This is a genomic window from Bacillus sp. FSL K6-3431 (genome assembly GCF_038002605.1).
Classification (GTDB): Bacteria; Bacillota; Bacilli; order Bacillales; family Bacillaceae_C; genus Lederbergia.
In genome coordinates, this window is record NZ_JBBOCT010000001.1 from 3,582,720 (window position 1) to 3,599,343 (window position 16,624).

16 protein-coding genes and 1 pseudogene are annotated in these 16,624 nt (G+C 36.9%); 15 read left to right on the top strand and 2 right to left on the bottom strand.

Going from position 1 to position 16,624, the window contains the following annotated elements; all coding sequences use genetic code 11:
* Positions 1 to 219 precede the first annotated feature (219 nt).
* The 5 genes and pseudogenes from MHB53_RS17440 (at position 220) to MHB53_RS17460 (ending at position 3,664) form a co-directional block, all read left to right on the top strand.
* Positions 220 to 1,044, top strand: coding sequence for a hypothetical protein (locus MHB53_RS17440; protein ID WP_340920724.1), 825 nt, complete (start codon positions 220 to 222; stop codon positions 1,042 to 1,044).
* A 119-nt stretch (positions 1,045 to 1,163) separates the two neighbouring features.
* On the top strand, positions 1,164 to 1,508 hold the full coding sequence (locus tag MHB53_RS17445; protein WP_340920725.1) for an ASCH domain-containing protein: 345 nt from the start codon (positions 1,164 to 1,166) through the stop codon (positions 1,506 to 1,508).
* Between the two features lie 438 nt (positions 1,509 to 1,946).
* A complete protein-coding gene (locus tag MHB53_RS17450) occupies positions 1,947 to 2,564 on the top strand; it encodes a YwqG family protein (protein WP_340920727.1) in 618 nt (205 codons plus the stop codon).
* 10 nt (positions 2,565 to 2,574) lie between these two features.
* Positions 2,575 to 2,736, top strand: a pseudogene (locus tag MHB53_RS17455) (DUF1963 domain-containing protein); the annotation flags it as partial.
* A gap of 22 nt (positions 2,737 to 2,758) precedes the next feature.
* Positions 2,759 to 3,664 (top strand): phosphotransferase family protein, encoded by a 906-nt coding sequence (locus MHB53_RS17460; RefSeq protein ID WP_340920731.1) that lies wholly within the window; start codon positions 2,759 to 2,761, stop codon positions 3,662 to 3,664.
* 73 nt (positions 3,665 to 3,737) lie between these two features.
* On the opposite strand, the gene MHB53_RS17465 is transcribed toward MHB53_RS17460, so the two are convergent.
* Positions 3,738 to 4,889 (bottom strand): MFS transporter, encoded by a 1,152-nt coding sequence (locus MHB53_RS17465; RefSeq protein ID WP_340920733.1) that lies wholly within the window; start codon positions 4,887 to 4,889, stop codon positions 3,738 to 3,740.
* A gap of 453 nt (positions 4,890 to 5,342) precedes the next feature.
* Between MHB53_RS17465 and MHB53_RS17470 the strand changes: the two genes are divergently transcribed.
* From MHB53_RS17470 to MHB53_RS17515, 10 genes are all read left to right on the top strand, one after another.
* A complete protein-coding gene (locus MHB53_RS17470; RefSeq protein ID WP_340920736.1) occupies positions 5,343 to 6,305 on the top strand; it encodes a lysylphosphatidylglycerol synthase domain-containing protein in 963 nt (320 codons plus the stop codon).
* 350 nt (positions 6,306 to 6,655) lie between these two features.
* Complete coding sequence (locus tag MHB53_RS17475) at positions 6,656 to 7,339, top strand: response regulator transcription factor (protein WP_340920738.1); 684 nt, start codon at positions 6,656 to 6,658, stop codon at positions 7,337 to 7,339.
* 3 nt (positions 7,340 to 7,342) lie between these two features.
* The gene (locus MHB53_RS17480; RefSeq protein ID WP_340920740.1) at positions 7,343 to 8,770 is read left to right on the top strand and encodes a HAMP domain-containing sensor histidine kinase; all 1,428 of its coding nucleotides are present in this window, start codon (positions 7,343 to 7,345) and stop codon (positions 8,768 to 8,770) included.
* Positions 8,757 to 10,184: a hypothetical protein gene (locus MHB53_RS17485; RefSeq protein ID WP_340920742.1), complete on the top strand. Its 1,428-nt coding sequence runs from the start codon at positions 8,757 to 8,759 to the stop codon at positions 10,182 to 10,184. Before MHB53_RS17480 ends, MHB53_RS17485 begins: the two co-directional genes overlap by 14 nt.
* 143 nt (positions 10,185 to 10,327) lie before the next feature.
* The gene (locus tag MHB53_RS17490; protein ID WP_340920744.1) at positions 10,328 to 10,657 is read left to right on the top strand and encodes a PadR family transcriptional regulator; all 330 of its coding nucleotides are present in this window, start codon (positions 10,328 to 10,330) and stop codon (positions 10,655 to 10,657) included.
* Positions 10,657 to 11,325: a DUF1129 family protein gene (locus MHB53_RS17495; RefSeq protein ID WP_340920746.1), complete on the top strand. Its 669-nt coding sequence runs from the start codon at positions 10,657 to 10,659 to the stop codon at positions 11,323 to 11,325. The genes MHB53_RS17490 and MHB53_RS17495 overlap by 1 nt, the downstream gene beginning before the upstream one ends.
* Positions 11,326 to 11,409: 84 nt before the next feature.
* Positions 11,410 to 12,165, top strand: a complete 756-nt coding sequence (locus MHB53_RS17500; RefSeq protein WP_340920748.1) for a DUF1129 family protein — start codon at positions 11,410 to 11,412, stop codon at positions 12,163 to 12,165.
* A gap of 449 nt (positions 12,166 to 12,614) precedes the next feature.
* The gene (locus tag MHB53_RS17505) at positions 12,615 to 13,586 is read left to right on the top strand and encodes an ABC transporter ATP-binding protein (RefSeq protein WP_340920750.1); all 972 of its coding nucleotides are present in this window, start codon (positions 12,615 to 12,617) and stop codon (positions 13,584 to 13,586) included.
* Positions 13,579 to 15,102 carry an osmoprotectant update ABC transporter permease/substrate-binding subunit OpuFB gene (gene opuFB / locus MHB53_RS17510; protein WP_340920752.1) on the top strand — a complete coding sequence of 508 codons (1,524 nt, stop codon included), beginning with the start codon at positions 13,579 to 13,581 and terminating at the stop codon, positions 15,100 to 15,102. Before MHB53_RS17505 ends, opuFB begins: the two co-directional genes overlap by 8 nt.
* A gap of 59 nt (positions 15,103 to 15,161) precedes the next feature.
* Positions 15,162 to 15,467 carry a Dabb family protein gene (locus MHB53_RS17515; RefSeq protein ID WP_340920754.1) on the top strand — a complete coding sequence of 102 codons (306 nt, stop codon included), beginning with the start codon at positions 15,162 to 15,164 and terminating at the stop codon, positions 15,465 to 15,467.
* Positions 15,468 to 15,645: 178 nt separating this feature from the next.
* Here MHB53_RS17515 and MHB53_RS17520 read toward each other — a convergent pair whose 3' ends face one another.
* Positions 15,646 to 16,380 carry a nuclease-related domain-containing protein gene (locus MHB53_RS17520; protein WP_340920756.1) on the bottom strand — a complete coding sequence of 245 codons (735 nt, stop codon included), beginning with the start codon at positions 16,378 to 16,380 and terminating at the stop codon, positions 15,646 to 15,648.
* Between the last annotated feature and the right edge of the window lie 244 nt (positions 16,381 to 16,624).

A 16,624-nucleotide genomic window follows, 5' to 3' on the forward strand; every position in this document is an offset into this window, starting at 1 on the left:
TCTAGTCATCTAAATTTCCTCTATTATTTTCTACGAGCTGATACACTAAAAAGTTTCAAACGATACAAAACAATTAAATGTTTTTTCAAGCACATAGAAGGGAAATATTAAAGAAAAGCGATAGCACCGTACGCATCGACGTATAACATATTGGTTAAGTGCGGCACGTCCTGTCGCTACGTCGATGTGACCGGTCTCAATATAAAGGAGATGTATACAGTGATAAAGAAGATGGTTTTTGCCATGATTGTTTTGATGTTGACGGGATGTAATTCTCCTCAATCATCTGATAAAAAGGGGCAAGAAAAAAACTCGTCGATAGTAGAAAACGATTCAAATGTTGATAATGAAAGCCTACCCAATGTAGAGGAGGAGCAAGCTAAAGAAGAGTCTGTCGATCAGCAGACATTATCACCTAAAAAAGTTATTGAAGAAACAGAAAAACAGTTGAAAGCAGATATTCCAATCAAGTTGCCAAAAACTATCTCGGTTTCTTCCAGGCAACATTTAACAGCCATGACTAGTTCTGACAAGGGTCAATATGCTGTTATGTTTTTGGAAACGGACGAACCTATTCCAATTAATAATGATGAATTGAAGGATAAAGAAGTAAATATAGCTACATTGAAAGGAACGAGATTCGAATCGGCAGAAAAAGCAGCAGAACAGATTAATCATGAAGAACACGCAGAAACGGGCGGGCATGAAGTGGATCTCGGCTATGGCATAAAAGGATATAGTGAAGGAGCAGCTGGTTCGCAGTACATTGGCTGGAATGAAGGTAGATGGTCACTCGTTGTCCGTGGCTTTACAGAGCAAGGGGAGAGTGTTGTAATCGAGGCGAAAAAAGTTGTTGAATATCTGGAAACAAATATGTTGCCAACTCCACATGATATTGGCGCGTCGATGTTAGATGTGACAAATAATAATGATCGGAAACAACTCATTTCCTGGCAGGAAGACAATATCGTATATGAAATAGAGACGAATAAGAATGCGCTAGATGCGCTTGAAATTGCTGTTTCCATTCAAGAAAACAAATAATATATTACAAATAATTGAACAGAAAGGGACTATTAATAATACTATAGAGATGATTTGACTTAATTTAGCTTTAATCATATATAATAAAGGGAAGGAAAAATAAAAAGGTGGTTTTTTTCGTGACATTACAAAGTAAAAATGATGCCCTTCCTCCTAAGACATGTACGATTGAACGACTAGTTACAGTTCCAGAAGACATTGAAAAGGTGCTTCAAGGGAAAAAGAAAGCAACTAGGAGAAATGGAAGATATGCAGATATCGGAGAAATAATGACGCTTCAAGATCGAGAGTTCATTGTTGAAAAAGTGTATACCCAAACCCTTGGTGAAATGACAGATGAACACGCGCAGCAAGAAGGATATGAAACACTAAACGAATACAAAGAAACAATACTAGCGATGCATCCCGGTATGCCTTGGGTTCCTAAAATGAAAGTTTGGGTTCATGAGTTTGCTTCTAAATAAATGTTATCACTCGTTTCGGTAGCATTTATGTTATAAAAGAAAAGTAGCTGACTAGGTCAGCTTTTCTTTTAAGGTTGTCGAGAAAGTCTCGGCAGCCTTTTATATTTTTTTGGTGCAATACTATACACGTACGAAACTATACGATTTCTCGACTAGTTCCTCCATCTGGCCAGTTTTACTAGTTGTGATCCACACTTTTACCCTGTAATCCAAGCTCATTCCAATAATGAATATGTGATAATGACTTTTTCCATGGCTCTGCGTGTAACTAGCCACTCACGTAAAATTACTGGTCGCGCCATAAATAGCTAACCATAGAAACTTCGTAAAAAAAATTGAAAGAGTCTTTATGTTTAGTCTCTTGCTTATTGACTGTAACTGTATGTAATTGGAATAATGGAATGAGGAATGTTTCTAAATGAAGCGGAGGTCAAAGTCATGATTAGATCAACCATCATGTTGTCAAAAAAATTAGAGTCTTATCGATATGAAATTGAAAAAACGGTGAAACCCTTTCTGAAAATCGAAACGATAAATGAAAAGCCTCGTATTTATCACAGCAAATTTGCCGGTCATCCTTATTTGCCCAAAACTGCTGAGCATCCGCTGGATGAAAATGGGAAACAGATGAAATTACTCGCGCAGTTGAATTTTGCAAAAATTCCTCATTTAGAACATATGCCACAAAAAGGATTGTTACAATTTTTTATTGCAGCTGATGATGATTTACTGGGGCTAGACTTCGATGACCAAACGAAACAGAATAATTTTAGGGTCGTTTATTTTCCAGAAGTGATAACAGATGAAAGTCTACTTGTTTCTGATTTTAGCTATATACAAGAAGTAGAGGAATCGTATTTTCCCATTGAAAAAGAGCTTTCTCTTTCATTTACAGTTGGGGAGGAGCCAGTCGCTACGGGGGATCATAGGTTTGATCATTCTTATTCTAATCTCGATTTTGATGAAGTGATCGATAGGGGAGGCGAAAAGAATGAGACATTATGGGATTTATTTGCTGAAGAACTCTCAAATGAGGGGCATAAAATAGGCGGATAGGGATTATGATGAAAAGTGGAAAAGTCATGATATATTGCTACTTCAAATAGATTCCGAATTTGAAAAGGGTATGATGTGGGGAGATTCAGGAGTTGCTAATTTCTTTATTCGCAAACAAGACTTGGAAAGGTTGGATTTCTCTCATGTATTATATAACTGGGATTGCTTTTAAAATGGTGTGAGGGGGAGTGCAAATGCTAAATGAAAGCATAATGAAGTGGGTATTGGCTTCATATAGTGGAAGTGAAAAGATCATTGCAATCGAACAGCTTCACGGGGGAATGTCTTCTCATATATATAGTATTTCACTTCAAGTCGGGGATAAGATAAAAGATGTAGTGTTACGTCAGGTTGATGATGAGGAATGGCTGGAGGAAGAACCTGATCTAGCTCGTCATGAAGCAGAAAGTCTTCGCTGGGCCACAAGTGCTGGATTAATGGCTCCAAGTATTATTGCTTTTGACGAAACTGGAAGCAACTGTGGGCATCCCACAGTACTCATGGAAAAGCTAGAAGGATCAGTCATTTTGAGGCCGGACAATGTGGATAGATGGGTAAATGGACTAGCGGAATCTTTAGTGCAGATTCACAAAGTGGATGCAGATGATTTTCATTGGAGTTATTTTACATATAAAGACCTTCATATAGTAGAAACACAGGAATGGTCAAAACATCCAGATTTATGGAACACAGCATTTAAAATAGCGAATAAACCTCGTCCAAAAGTGAAAGACTGCTTTATTCATAGGGATTTCCATCCAGCAAATGTATTATGGTCAAGGAACGCTGTCAGTGGTGTTGTCGATTGGGTAAATGCTTGTCGCGGCCCCGCAGGTATTGATGTTGGCCATTGTAGAACGGATTTGGCATTGCTACATGGCATTTCAGTAGCGGATGCTTTTTTGGATGCATACATAATGCATGCAGGGGATTCATTTCAATATAACCCTTATTGGGATATATTGTCCGTAATAGATATTCTATTTGGTACGCCAGAAGTGTATCCGGGTTGGACTGCTTTAGGTGTGACAGAACTTACGGATCAAATGATGGAAGAGAGATTGGACGCCTATTTAGTTAGTTTATTGAAACGTATATGATCTTGCTGATTTATCTATATATACTAGTGAAAAGCACTGAATGACAAGCAAACTAATTCAGTGCTTTTTCCCATTAAATATGAAAGGATTTGTTCGAATCCTTTTTGAAAAAAATTAGGGTTGCAGCAATTATTAACAAAATACCTGTAAAGATAAAGCCTTGATTTGCTGATAGTTTTAATAACCCTGTTAAACTGGAGCCAACTACGACACCAATGGAGAAAAATGCATAAAAGTATCCATATGCTTTTCCGCGATGCGTCTTTTGTGTGGCCTCAATTAGCAATGAATTAAGTGATGGGAACAAAAAGGCAAAGCCGAGTCCATATAGGCCCATAAAAACATAAAGAATAGGAATATTTTGACCGATACTAATGAAAATAAGGCTTACTCCCATCGTTCCCATTCCAAATGTTAATGTTTGAATTGGCTTAATTACGTCAAAAAGACGATTAGTTGGAAGAATGAAAATGAGAATGGCAACAATACCAAAAGTACTTAGAAGCAAGCCACTTGTTTGTGTATCTTGTCCAAGGGCAGCTACCTTTAATGGTAGCATATATGCGAGAACACCCTGTGAAAACATCAGAAAAAATGCTCCCAAGAAAGCTTTAATAATACGTGAATCTTGGAAGAAAACACGTACTGACATCTGTTCCTTTTTTGCTTGCGTTCTATTTGATGTAACCACTTGTGAACGTAAAAGGATAAACGCAAGTATTCCTAACGCGATCATAAAGCAAGCAGTTATAGACAATACAGCAACTTCATTTGTTCTGCTTGATAAAATACCACTAAATGCTGGTCCGATGACAGCGGCTAACCCTACAAATGCTCCTGAAAGCGCCGCACCCTTCCCCTTTTTTGTTGTTTCAACCGAGTTCGCTAAATAAGTAAAAGCTGCTGGGACAATCAGACCTGCAGTCAGTCCATGTACGAAGCGAATTAAAAGTAAGAGCCATGCATTTTCTGCAAAGTAATATATAGAAAGAGAAGCACCAGTAAGTAATAATCCAGAGATCAAAATGAGAAATGGTCCCTTTTTATCTGTTAAAAATCCCGAAACAACATTTCCAATTGTATTAGAAAAAGAATACATACCGACAACTAATCCAGTTAAAAAAGGAGTTGCTCCGACAGAAATTGCGAGCGGAGTCATAATTGGAAGTTGCGTAAACAAATCAAAGAATGAGAAAAAAACAATAATATATACAAAAACACGCATAAACGATAGCCGCCTCCATCTTAATAACCTCACACTATCATCTCTTTTTTAACGAAATTAGGCAAGAAGTTCTGCCTTTTTCGAGGATGGGTTAATAGAAATTCGTGACAATCTTGTTAATTATCCTTTTAATGGATAATAGGGCTATTACGGAAGTTTTTTAGGAAAATAAATAGGTGTGAACCATGATAGACTAACAATCATACCCAGCGTTTGGCCATAAGATGGTAAGAAGTGGCTATATTCATGTATTTACCTACATATGATACAATTTCACATAGGTATATTGGCTGGGATAGTCTCTTAGTGCATTAATCGTAGATGAACAGGTAGTAAAATCGGCTAATATAAAACTAAGGGACCCAGGGAAGCTCAAGGGGAAGGAATAAAACTTCTACTTTTGGAGGTTTTACTTTATAAAGTAATGAGTGTGGCCAGAAAGGGGGAGAGGAAATGATAAGGATGCAAAGAGAACATATCTTTAAAATAATTAAAATAATCTTCCCTTTGATATTATTAGTATTAACAGGGTTGGAAATAAAGAAAGCGGCAATGGGAATTAATATTGATTTGCTCCAATATGAAGTAAATCAATTGCCGTTTTGGCAAATACCTCTCATTTTTATCCTTTCTATCTGTGCGATCACACCGATGTTTTTATATGATATCATGCTTGTTAAATTGTTAGGGATTCAAGTATCGCAAAAGAAGTTAGTAAAACAATCCTTCATTGTCAATACTATTTCGAATTTGATTGGCTTCGGGGGGATTGCGGGCTTAATGCTCAGAAACTATTTTTATACAAAATATGACGTGAACAAGCAGGTCTTACTGAGGAATATTGCTTCTGTAACAATATTTTCCCTTACAGGAATTTCATTACTCGCAATGATTTTGCCAATCAGCTATCGAAACTTTCCTTTACTTAATGAAACTAAATGGTTATTTATTGCTGTAATAGGCGTAAGTTTATGTTTACCTATGTTTATCCTATTCTATTGGATTCAACATAAAAGAAATAGTAGCTCTGCTATAAGCTTACAAATGTTTGTAAAGCTTGTTTTGGCATCACTTCTTGAATGGATATCTGTATTTTGTGTGATTTGTTTTTTCGCTTATGTGTTGAATATTCCCATTCAATTGACTGATTTGTTTCCTGTATTTATTATCGCCACTTGCGCGGGGGTTGCCAGCATGATTCCTGGTGGGGTTGGATCGTTTGATCTAGTGTTTATTTGGGGTACCCAAAGTTTAGGTATTATGGATGAAAAGGTATTCGTTTTACTGATTTTTTATAGAATGAGTTATCTAATTTTCCCTTTCCTATTATCAGTAGCTTTATTTTATAAAGAGATATGGAGGAAGGTAGATTCCTTTTTGGAGCAATGTGCCAAATTTCTTCTTTCAGGGAATTAATCCTAACCTACTTGTAGTGGGTAGATCTGTAGAAATTAACCGTAGCCTGTTGGTGCCGTAAAAAGTGTATCCGAATTGTAGCCAATGCATGGCTATTAATCTTGTACAATATAGCTAAAAGGTGATTTTAAATTTGTTGCAATATCAATCGGTAGTAAAACTGATATAAACGCTAGTAAGTCGCCAAAGATTGGTAGAAAAGTATCTTGAATGGGTAGTAACTACACGAAAATCGGTAATAAAATAATCATAATTGGTAATAAGGCGGCCACCTTATAAGAGGATGTTCAAAAATTCACCAAATGATAAACAATAAAATCATATAAACAACATAAAGGATTTGAAAAGTGATGAAGAAAGTATTAATCATTGAAGATGAAGAGAGTATCCGTAGCTTTTTAACGGTGAATTTTAAAATGCAAAAGTTTATTGTAGTGGAGGCGGGATCAGGCGAAGAGGGTTTAGTGAAGGCAAAGAAGGAAAAGCCGGATATTGTGATTCTCGATGTTATGCTTCCTGGTATCGATGGATTCCAAGTGTGTGAGCAATTAAGAACGAATTTCCCGGATATTGGTATCATTATGTCTACGGCAAAAGGACAGGATTTAGATAAGATTAAGGGATTAGAGTTTGGAGCAGACGATTATGTCGTTAAACCATTTAATCCTTTAGAACTAATATTACGTGTGAAGTCTTTATTAAGAAGAATGATTGATGAAGTGGAAAAAGGAGAAACATTGAAAAGTGGTCCCTTTTTATTAGAAGTATATTCACAAAAAGTGTACAAACATAAAGTGGAAGTTTCGCTTACTCCGATAGAATACCTTCTGATGAAATTATTTATGGAAAACCCAGGTAAGGCATTTTCTAGGAATGAACTTTTAGACATTGTATGGGGACATCATTTCGTAGGGGACACGAAAATAGTTGATGTAAATATTAGACGGCTCCGAATTAAAATTGAAGATGATGTGGCGACCTCCATATACATAGAAACGGTGTGGGGAACAGGTTACCGTTGGAGGAAAGATTAAAGAATGGCTGGTAAAAGAAAACAGGCGAAGAGTATTAAAACGAGACTTGTTGGCAATTTTATTGTGATTATTTTAATCAGTGTAATAGCTTTTGAAACACTGCTAATCTATTTTACGCAATATTACTTTTATAATAATGCGGAAAATGTTTTAACAAACCAAATTAAAATATCTTCCGAATTTTATTCGAAATACTTTTCCAATGTTCCATTACAGGAAAATATTATTGATAATGTCGATGTATTTTGGAAGCAAACAGATGCCCAAGTTCAAATTATCGATACAACGGGTAGAGTTTTATTAGATTCTGTTGGCGCCGAACATAAAGAGAAATTGCAGAGTTCGGATTTCCAAGAAGCATTAGATGGCGGAAAAGGTATTTGGATTGGGAAGTTGGAGCAAGGACAAGATAAAGTGATGATCGTTTCTTATCCATTAGAATCTGACCAGGAAGTAGTAGGTGTGCTGAGGTTTATTTCAAGTCTTACTGAAGTAGATAATATGTTGAGAAATATTGCCTTTATCTTTATTAGTATTGGAGTTATTGTGATTGTGATTGCTGGTGCCATTAGCATCTTATTAGCAAACAGTATTATTCATCCGCTTAAGGAAGTGACGAATGGTGCTGAATTAATGGCTACAGGTGATTTGAAAATAAGAGTAATGAATCAGAAAAATGATGAGATTGGTAGACTGGCCTCAACTTTAAATTATATGGCACAAGAAATTGAAAATAGGGAGAAAATAAAGGACGATTTTATTTCTCTAGTTTCACATGAATTGCGAACACCACTTACATCTATTAAAGGATGGGCAGTTACCTTGAAAAATGTGGATCCAGTCGAAAAGAAAATATTTAAAGATGGTTTAACAATTATAGAAAAAGAAAGCGACCGTTTAACGGATATGGTGGAGGATCTGCTTGATTTCTCTAGCTATACAACTAGTAACTTAACACTAAATAAAAAAGCGACTGATTTACGAGGAATTTTTGATTTTATTGCGAAACATATGAGTCCAAGAGCGGACAGGGATGGTATTCAATTTGAAGTTCAATGTAAGGAACTCCCTATCATAACATTGGATAAAGATAGGATAAAGCAGGTGCTTATTAATCTTTTAGAAAATGCATTTAGATTCACATCATCTGCAGGTAGCGTTACATTAAGTGCTTATTTGCAGGAAAAGGAAATTATTTTATCTGTAAAAGATACGGGCTGTGGAATTACTGAAGTAGAATTACCTAAAGTGAAAGAGAAGTTTTATAAAGGGAAAAATAGTAGATCGCAAACAGGGCTTGGTTTAGCTATATGCGATGAAATTGTTGGAATGCATGGTGGGAGCTTAATGATTAAAAGTGAAATAGCTGTCGGCACAGAGGTCATTGTTGCACTTCCATTAGGGGAGGAGGAACATGATGGGGGAAAATAGAGGAACGTTTCCATACTATTTATGCATCTTGATTCTTTCCCTTGTCGGATGTAGTCATTTTGATTTCAATACAGATGCCATGCTACTCTCTCCAGTTAATGAAATATCACCCATACAAGGGACTTGGGAGATAGAAGAATTTTCACCTGTAAAAGAACAGGAGAACCGATCCGGTGAAATCGAGCGATACTTAGGAAAGACAGCAATGTTTGATGATGTAGTTTGTGCTATGGGTGAAGAAAAATGTGTACAACCTAAATACAAAATTATTAATGTGGCTACTGCTGATTACTTTTACAATAAGTTTAGGATAGATCAAGATCAGCATCATATTACCGCTGAAAGGGTGGATGTCATTACAGTTACGTCTGATCATCAAGTATTTTATGAGTTTATAAAAATAGAGGATAGTAAACTGCTTGTTTATATGGAAGGTGGATTTTTATATCTACATAAAACCTCTGATGAGGTAAAAGAAGATATGAAACAAAATGTTGTGGAAGATGATATTAAAAAGAATAGGGAACACAAAGGGAATAATGTATCAAAAGTAGGTCTATTGCTTGGGATTCGCTCTGCAAATAATACGTATAAAACATTGTGGATTAACATGGAAAATAACAAATTAAAGCCGATTCTCACCAATAAGCAATTACTTGTTCCTAGAAAGACAGGATTTTGGGAAGTGGGCCGCTCATCATCAAAGGAAAGTATATATGCAATGCCAATGACTAATAAAGGAGAGCCAACTATATTAGTGGAGAATAAAAATATTCTTACTGAAAGCCCAGATAGTAAGATCTTATTCGTGGGAAATGACTATATTGGAACAGAGAATAATTTAAAGCTTAATGTGTTACCAATCGATAATATTAGCCTTGGAAAAGGAATCAAGCTTACAGACGTAACAAGCAAAAATGCATATGCCATAATGCTCCGTTCCAGTGAAGCATTTATTGCGTCACTTGATCGTGAAAAGGCCCAACAGATTATCAAAAATCCGCACGAGGATAATTTTACTTTAGAAAGAAGAAGTGGACATTGGATTATGAAAGGTAGGCTTTTTTACGACCATGCGATTGGCGAAAAAGAGTACGAAGACTTTAATATCAATATATTAGTCCCGATGAAGCTAATAAATTATGATGAACTGTATACCCCATGGGGAGAAATTAAATCTAGCATGCCATGGATAATAGATGCATATCAATCACCTCTGCAAGATACAATGATACTGACATCCAATGAATCCCTTTATATTTATACATTGGATGATGGGAAGATTTCTAATCAACCATTAAGGGAAATCGGTTTGCAAGATGGCGATACAATAGTAATGGCCGAATGGGCTCTTGGGGATTATGTTGATAAATGGAATGCGATTGTTGAGGAGAATTTTACTATTTTAAATTAGAAATTGGAATGTTTAGTATATAAAAGTCATTGACAGAAGACAATGACTTTTATATACTAAAAACAACTACTTGGTATAACCAAGTAGTTGTTTTTACAATAGCTATCTTGTTTAACATAATAGATGAGAGAGGATGGCATTACATGTCCATTAGAAGCCAATTGTTAAAAGGGATCTTAGACGGCTGCGTGTTAGCTATCATAGAAAAGGACTCAGCATATGGTTATGAACTTTCACAAAAGTTACAAACGATTGGTCTACATGATGTAAGTGAAGGGACGATCTATCCAGTGCTGTTAAGACTTCAGAAAAACGGCTTAATCCGGGGAGAAATGAGACCATCAGATACAGGACCGAATCGAAAATACTATTTTTTGACTGTAGATGGAGAAGAGGCTTTAACAACGATCACAGAAGAATGGCAGCAAATATCTAATCCGGTAAATGAATTATTCAGAAGGAGGGAAAATTAATGCATGCAAAACAATTAATTGAAGAAAACAACCATAAAAGAGATCTGTTAACATTGGATAACAAATCATTTTATAGCGATATCCTATTATATATCCGTCTTCAGTTATCGTTATCGGAGCAGCAGTCGGAAGAGATATTAATGGAGATGCTTGATCATCTACTAGATGGGCAAAAGGAAGGGAAAACAGCGAAAGATATATTTGGACCAGATCCAAAAGCTTACGCAGATGAGATTATTGCTCAATTGCCAAAGGAAAAAATGCGAGCTATTATACCATTTGTCACTGGAATTATTTTTGATATAGTAAGCTGGCTGTTAATCTTTCGCGGAATTGCCTTACTTGTTATCTCGCAATTTAAAGAAGTGGAAACTACGATTTACCCAATTATGGTGACGATCATAGCTGTTGTAGTGCTTAGTCTAGTGCTATTAGCTGTTTGGTTTGTATTTAGAATGATTAAAAACACATTATTTAAAGAAAAATCAAGCGTGAAAAAGGATTCACTAAAAATAGGTTTATTCGCTGCAATTTTGATGGCAGTGGTAATGGGGTTAACGATTTTTATTCCGGACAAAGGGCCGTCATTTAACTTTACTTGGTGGGCATCAATAGTTGTAGGGTGTATTTTGTGGTTAATCACCTATTTCATAAAAAGGAAGAGATAACTTTTTTAGCTATCATGTAATGCAATGTAGACTGGTAAAAATATACGCGAGTTTTGAATCCCAAATCCGAAGCAGGAGGAAAAAATGCTCACTAAAAAAAGTGCGAATTTCATCGATAATCTACGATTATATTTAATTACATCTGGTAAAAACGAAGATGAAGTAAAAGAGCTAACAGAGGAGTTACGAGAACATTTAATCGAATCAGAAAAGCGCGGTAAGAACATGGACGACATCATTGGCGGTACCCCGGCAGCCTATATGGAATCAATAAAAGCTGAAATGAAAACGGACTATACCGGTCTTGTGAAAAATATTCCGGTCTATTTTTTGGGGGTCATTGCTTATTTTATTATGGGTCCAGCTATCCGCGGCGAATTCGAATTGAACATGATCCAAGTTATTGGCTTTCCGATTGTGGCAGCGGCAGCTTTGCTCATTTATGTTGCGTTTCTGCGGCAAGCCGGTAAAAAACAATATTCATCCAAAAGGCTATTCCTAGTTGGAATGATTGCGAGTACAAGTGTTATGGTGCTTTTTATCTTGCTTTTATTAGGGAGCAATCTTATTGTGAAGTCGTTTTTTCAAGCGAGCGCTACGGTTAATTGGGTGATTGTCGGGGTCTGTGCTTTCGTTTTTATTGCAGGGGCGATCTGGAGTAAAACGTGGTTTACCATTTGGATTCCACTGCTTTTATTCATTCCTGATGTTCTTTTCCGTTTTTCAAATTTAGGAGATGAAACGATATTGATAATAAGTGGTGCATCCTTTTTCTTAATATTTATCTTGCTTATATTGAGCTTGCTCATACAGGAAAAGTTTAAAAAGAAGCAAGGGTAGAATAATGATCATATAGTAAATAACTAAGGACATTGATTATTGCATCAGTGTCCTTAGTTATTTCCCATCGTGATTGTTCGTTCCGAAGCAAAGTATGATTAATTTACAATTTTAAGTCGTATCAAGTAGACTAGGAATAATTAAAGTGCGTGTTCAAAAAGGTGCCAAATTAGAAACAAGAAGTTCGAGGCGCGAAGGTTTTGAGGATCAGAGCTATGCTATTAATACGTGAGAACCGGACTTGCACAGGAAGTTCTAACTTCTACGTTGCCCACAGGACGTACTTGCAACACGACGTGAGCGATCTTAACATTTAGTAGAAGTACGACGTACCTTTGCCAACGAAGAAATTCGCTGTTTATCATTTGGTGACTTTTTGAACATCCTCTTAAAGGACTTTTTTACCTTTATCTACTATTATCTACTATAAAAATAAAAGGAGCACAACCATGATAAAATTTTCAAATGTATCAAAGTTGTATGCAGATGGAACCCAAGCGGTGAATTCTTTAGATTTACAAATCGAAGACGGCGAGTTTTTCGTCCTCATTGGTCCAAGTGGATGTGGAAAAACCACGACATTAAAAATGATGAATCGTTTAATAGATCCTACAAGTGGAGTCATTTCCATAGATAATGAGAAGATTGACAGTTATGACATTCATGAATTGCGCTGGAATATTGGTTATGTTTTACAGCAGATTGCTCTGTTCCCTCACATGACGATTGATGAAAATATTGCAGTTGTCCCTGAACTAAAGAAGTGGGGACGGGATAAAACTCGCTCGCGTGTGAATGAATTGTTAGAGATGGTTGGTCTTGACCCAGCTGTTTATAGAGCTAGAAAGCCAGAAGAACTCTCAGGAGGCCAACAGCAGCGGATTGGTGTTGCGCGTGCATTAGCTGCGGATCCGCGGCTGATTTTAATGGATGAACCATTTAGTGCACTTGACCCGATTAGCAGAGAAAAATTGCAAGATGATGTACTTACATTGCAAAGAACCATTCAGAAGACGATTGTCTTCGTTACACATGATATACAGGAAGCTTTGAAGCTGGGAGACAGAATTTGCATCATGAGAGATGGAGGTATTGTACAGATCGGTACGCCGGAAGAGATTGTGCAGCATCCTGTAAATGATTTCGTAAAAGAGTTTGTGGGAATTGAATCGCGTAGGGATGAAAATGTAGATTTGGAGTCAATAGTGGATCATAGTGTCGGTAATGGTAATAGTGGTGCTTCTGATTCATTGGTAACTATTTCGGTCCATTCAACCTTAAAAGAGATTCTTGAAGCCTTCACCCATGAAGATCAACTCCAGATAGAAAAAGAAGGCCAACGTATTGGGATGATCAATCGCCAAAAAATGATGCAGTACTTAGCGAATCGCTTGCAAGAAAGAGGCGTAAACAATGACTAATATGATGAATGAATTTCGTGACAGGCAAAGTCAACTGTTCCAAGCTTTATTTGAGCATATTCAAATTTCATTGATATCCCTTTTGTTTGCCGTCTTGATTGCCATCCCACTTGGTATTTACTTGACTAGAAGAAAAAAGGTTGCCGAAAGTATAATTGGAGCTTCAGCTGTTTTACAAACCATTCCGTCCCTCGCTTTACTTGGTTTATTAATCCCCTTGCTAGGGATAGGTAAGGTCCCGGCAATTATAGCTCTTGTTGCCTATGCATTGCTCCCGATTTTAAGGAATACCTTTACTGGGATTAATGAAGTTGATTCTTCACTAAAGGAAGCAGCGCGCGGTATGGGTATGAATACTCGCCAACAGCTCTTGAAGGTGGAAATGCCACTTGCTATGCCTGTAATCATGGCAGGGATTCGCACAGCAATGGTATTGATTGTGGGGACAGCAACATTGGCTGCGCTTATTGGTGCTGGTGGTCTAGGGGATATTATTTTGTTAGGGATTGACCGAAATAACTCGATGTTAATTGTATTAGGTGCCATTCCGGCAGCATTATTAGCAATTTTATTTGATCTATTATTGCGTAAGTTTGAGCAGCTTTCTTTTAAAAAAACATTGGTTTCCATCGGTCTTTTTATCATTTCAGCAGTACTGATTATGGTTCTTCCGTTCATATGGACAAGCGGTAAGAAAGATATTGTCATCGCCGGAAAACTTGGATCTGAACCAGAAATATTAATCAATATGTATAAAATTCTAATTGAGCAAGATACAGATTTACGCGTTGAATTGAAGCCGGGACTTGGTAAAACATCTTTTGTCTTTAATGCGTTAAAAGGTGGCAGTATTGATGTATATCCAGAGTTTACAGGTACCGCTATCTCTGAATTTTTAAAAGAGACTGCGATAAGCACAGATCGCGATGAGGTGTATGAACAAGCAAGAGAAGGTTTGTTAAAAGAATTTGATTTAGCTATGCTTGACCCAATGGAATACAATAACACCTATGCATTGGCTGTACCTAAAGAAACGGCAGACCGGTTCCAATTAAGTGCAATTTCTGATTTAGCTGCAGTTCAGCAAAACATCAAGCCAGGCTTTACTTTGGAATTCGCTGATCGCGAGGATGGTTATTTAGGCATTCAAAAGCTTTATGGCATCCAATTCTCTGATATCGTCACAATGGAGCCAAAATTACGCTACAATGCGATTGAAACAGGTGATATTAATTTGGTCGATGCTTATTCAACAGATAGTGAGATTAGGCAGCATCAGCTCGTTGTTTTAGAAGATGATCAAAACTTATTTCCACCATACCAAGGTGCTCCATTGCTACGCGAAGAAACAATAAAGAAGCATCCTGAAATCGAGGACGCTTTAAATAAATTGGCTGGGAAAATTACAGATGATGAGATGCGCGAAATGAATTACCAAGTAAATGTAGAAGAAAAAAAGCCAGTAGAAGTAGCGAAAGAGTTTCTCAGAAATGCAGGTCTGTATCTCGGAAAATAAATATATAATGATACACGCTCATGTATAATGAGTATAAATAAAAAAGGGGTGTGAACAGAATGAGGAAAAGTGTTAAACATATGGTTATGTTTAGCCTACATGTAGGTAAAGATACATCAGAGGCGGAGGACTTCTTGAAAGAAAGTGCAGCCGAATTGGCTTCAATTCCAGGTGTACAACAATTTGAGGTGCTTCGTCAGGTTAGTGCCAAGAATGATTATGATTATGGCTTTTCAATGATATTTACAGATCAAGAGGCCTATGATGCTTATGATAATCACCCAGTGCATCAAAATTATGTTGCCGAACGTTGGCTGAAGGAAGTAAGTATCTTCCAAGAAATGGACTTCGTGAAGTACGAATAACCCGAAAGAGCCGTCAATCTGTTGAGTGGCGGCTTTTTTTGCAGTGTGGGTGAACGGAGACCAGCATTACTACCGATTGTGACGTAATTACTACCGATTATTAGTATCTTACTACCGATTATGCAAAGTTTACTACAGATTGTAAAAAAGCGCATCATGTTATAGCTAATAATGATGTTTACTCACTCATTTTTGGGTCAAATATCATCGTATATGTTCGATTTTGAAAGGTTCCATCGTTTTTTAAGTTCATGCTTTGTAGAATCCTTGTGGTGGTTTGCATCTTTTCGATATACAGGAATTCACGGCAATCCTTGTTTGTCATTTTATCGCCAAACAATAAAAACCATTCTTTTATTGCCTGTTGATGAGCGTCTTTGCTTATTTTACTGCAATTAATACAGTACCAACCCTTTTTCGATTTAGTCATACCTAATACGCCACAGGATTCACACCTGACCCCTGTACGAATCTCTCTCTTCTGAATGTTATACACTTCGCAGAGCGGCGATGGGATATAGCGTTGATGATTATTCAAAATTTCTGTTGTTAACCAGTTTAACTTATCTTTTTCTAACCAAACGGAACTAGGAGTAAGACTTCTAATGTATGGTGGAATTAGGTTGGGGAATAAAACCTTTGTTTTCGCGGGAGCTTGCTCTACAATTTGTTTTAGATATGCGAGTACTACAACACCGTAAACGGGCAAGTGTATACCCCGAATTTGAAGCCATTTGTTGAATAATTCTACGTTTCGCTCTACCTGCGCTGCGGGACTGTCAAATCCGTCTATATGCCCGTCGGCCCTAATCCGAATTAGTTGCGGAGGATTATCAATAAACTTCAATCGTCCACCAACGTTTTTTACTTCGAAAATAATCGCAAAGGAGGATATCAATAATAAAGTGTCCATTGAAATATACTGCTAGAAAATAGGGCTATATCGTGGAAAATCCGTGGTTCATCGTGAATCTGTGTTTACAAAAGATGTCGGCTACTCTATCCTCACCTCCAATGCCAGCTTGTCGAGCAGAATAGCTTCCAATCAATGCCGATGATAAAGGATGGTTTTCAATTATCCGGGCCAAACCAGCTTCCAAGCTTTGAAGCGTTAGCGACTCGTCACAGTTTTTAACAATAATTACTAAACACCTCCT

Coding starts and splice junctions, on each gene's coding strand:
- MHB53_RS17475 (WP_340920738.1), top strand. CDS start 6,656: ATGAAGAAAGTATTAATCATTGAAGATGAAGAGAGTATCCGTAGCTTT.
- MHB53_RS17520 (WP_340920756.1), bottom strand. CDS start 16,380: ATGGACACTTTATTATTGATATCCTCCTTTGCGATTATTTTCGAAGTA.
- MHB53_RS17515 (WP_340920754.1), top strand. CDS start 15,162: ATGAGGAAAAGTGTTAAACATATGGTTATGTTTAGCCTACATGTAGGT.
- MHB53_RS17495 (WP_340920746.1), top strand. CDS start 10,657: ATGCATGCAAAACAATTAATTGAAGAAAACAACCATAAAAGAGATCTG.
- MHB53_RS17460 (WP_340920731.1), top strand. CDS start 2,759: ATGCTAAATGAAAGCATAATGAAGTGGGTATTGGCTTCATATAGTGGA.
- MHB53_RS17500 (WP_340920748.1), top strand. CDS start 11,410: ATGCTCACTAAAAAAAGTGCGAATTTCATCGATAATCTACGATTATAT.
- MHB53_RS17490 (WP_340920744.1), top strand. CDS start 10,328: ATGTCCATTAGAAGCCAATTGTTAAAAGGGATCTTAGACGGCTGCGTG.
- MHB53_RS17505 (WP_340920750.1), top strand. CDS start 12,615: ATGATAAAATTTTCAAATGTATCAAAGTTGTATGCAGATGGAACCCAA.
- MHB53_RS17465 (WP_340920733.1), bottom strand. CDS start 4,889: ATGCGTGTTTTTGTATATATTATTGTTTTTTTCTCATTCTTTGATTTG.
- MHB53_RS17450 (WP_340920727.1), top strand. CDS start 1,947: ATGATTAGATCAACCATCATGTTGTCAAAAAAATTAGAGTCTTATCGA.
- MHB53_RS17480 (WP_340920740.1), top strand. CDS start 7,343: ATGGCTGGTAAAAGAAAACAGGCGAAGAGTATTAAAACGAGACTTGTT.
- MHB53_RS17470 (WP_340920736.1), top strand. CDS start 5,343: ATGATAAGGATGCAAAGAGAACATATCTTTAAAATAATTAAAATAATC.
- opuFB (WP_340920752.1), top strand. CDS start 13,579: ATGACTAATATGATGAATGAATTTCGTGACAGGCAAAGTCAACTGTTC.
- MHB53_RS17485 (WP_340920742.1), top strand. CDS start 8,757: ATGGGGGAAAATAGAGGAACGTTTCCATACTATTTATGCATCTTGATT.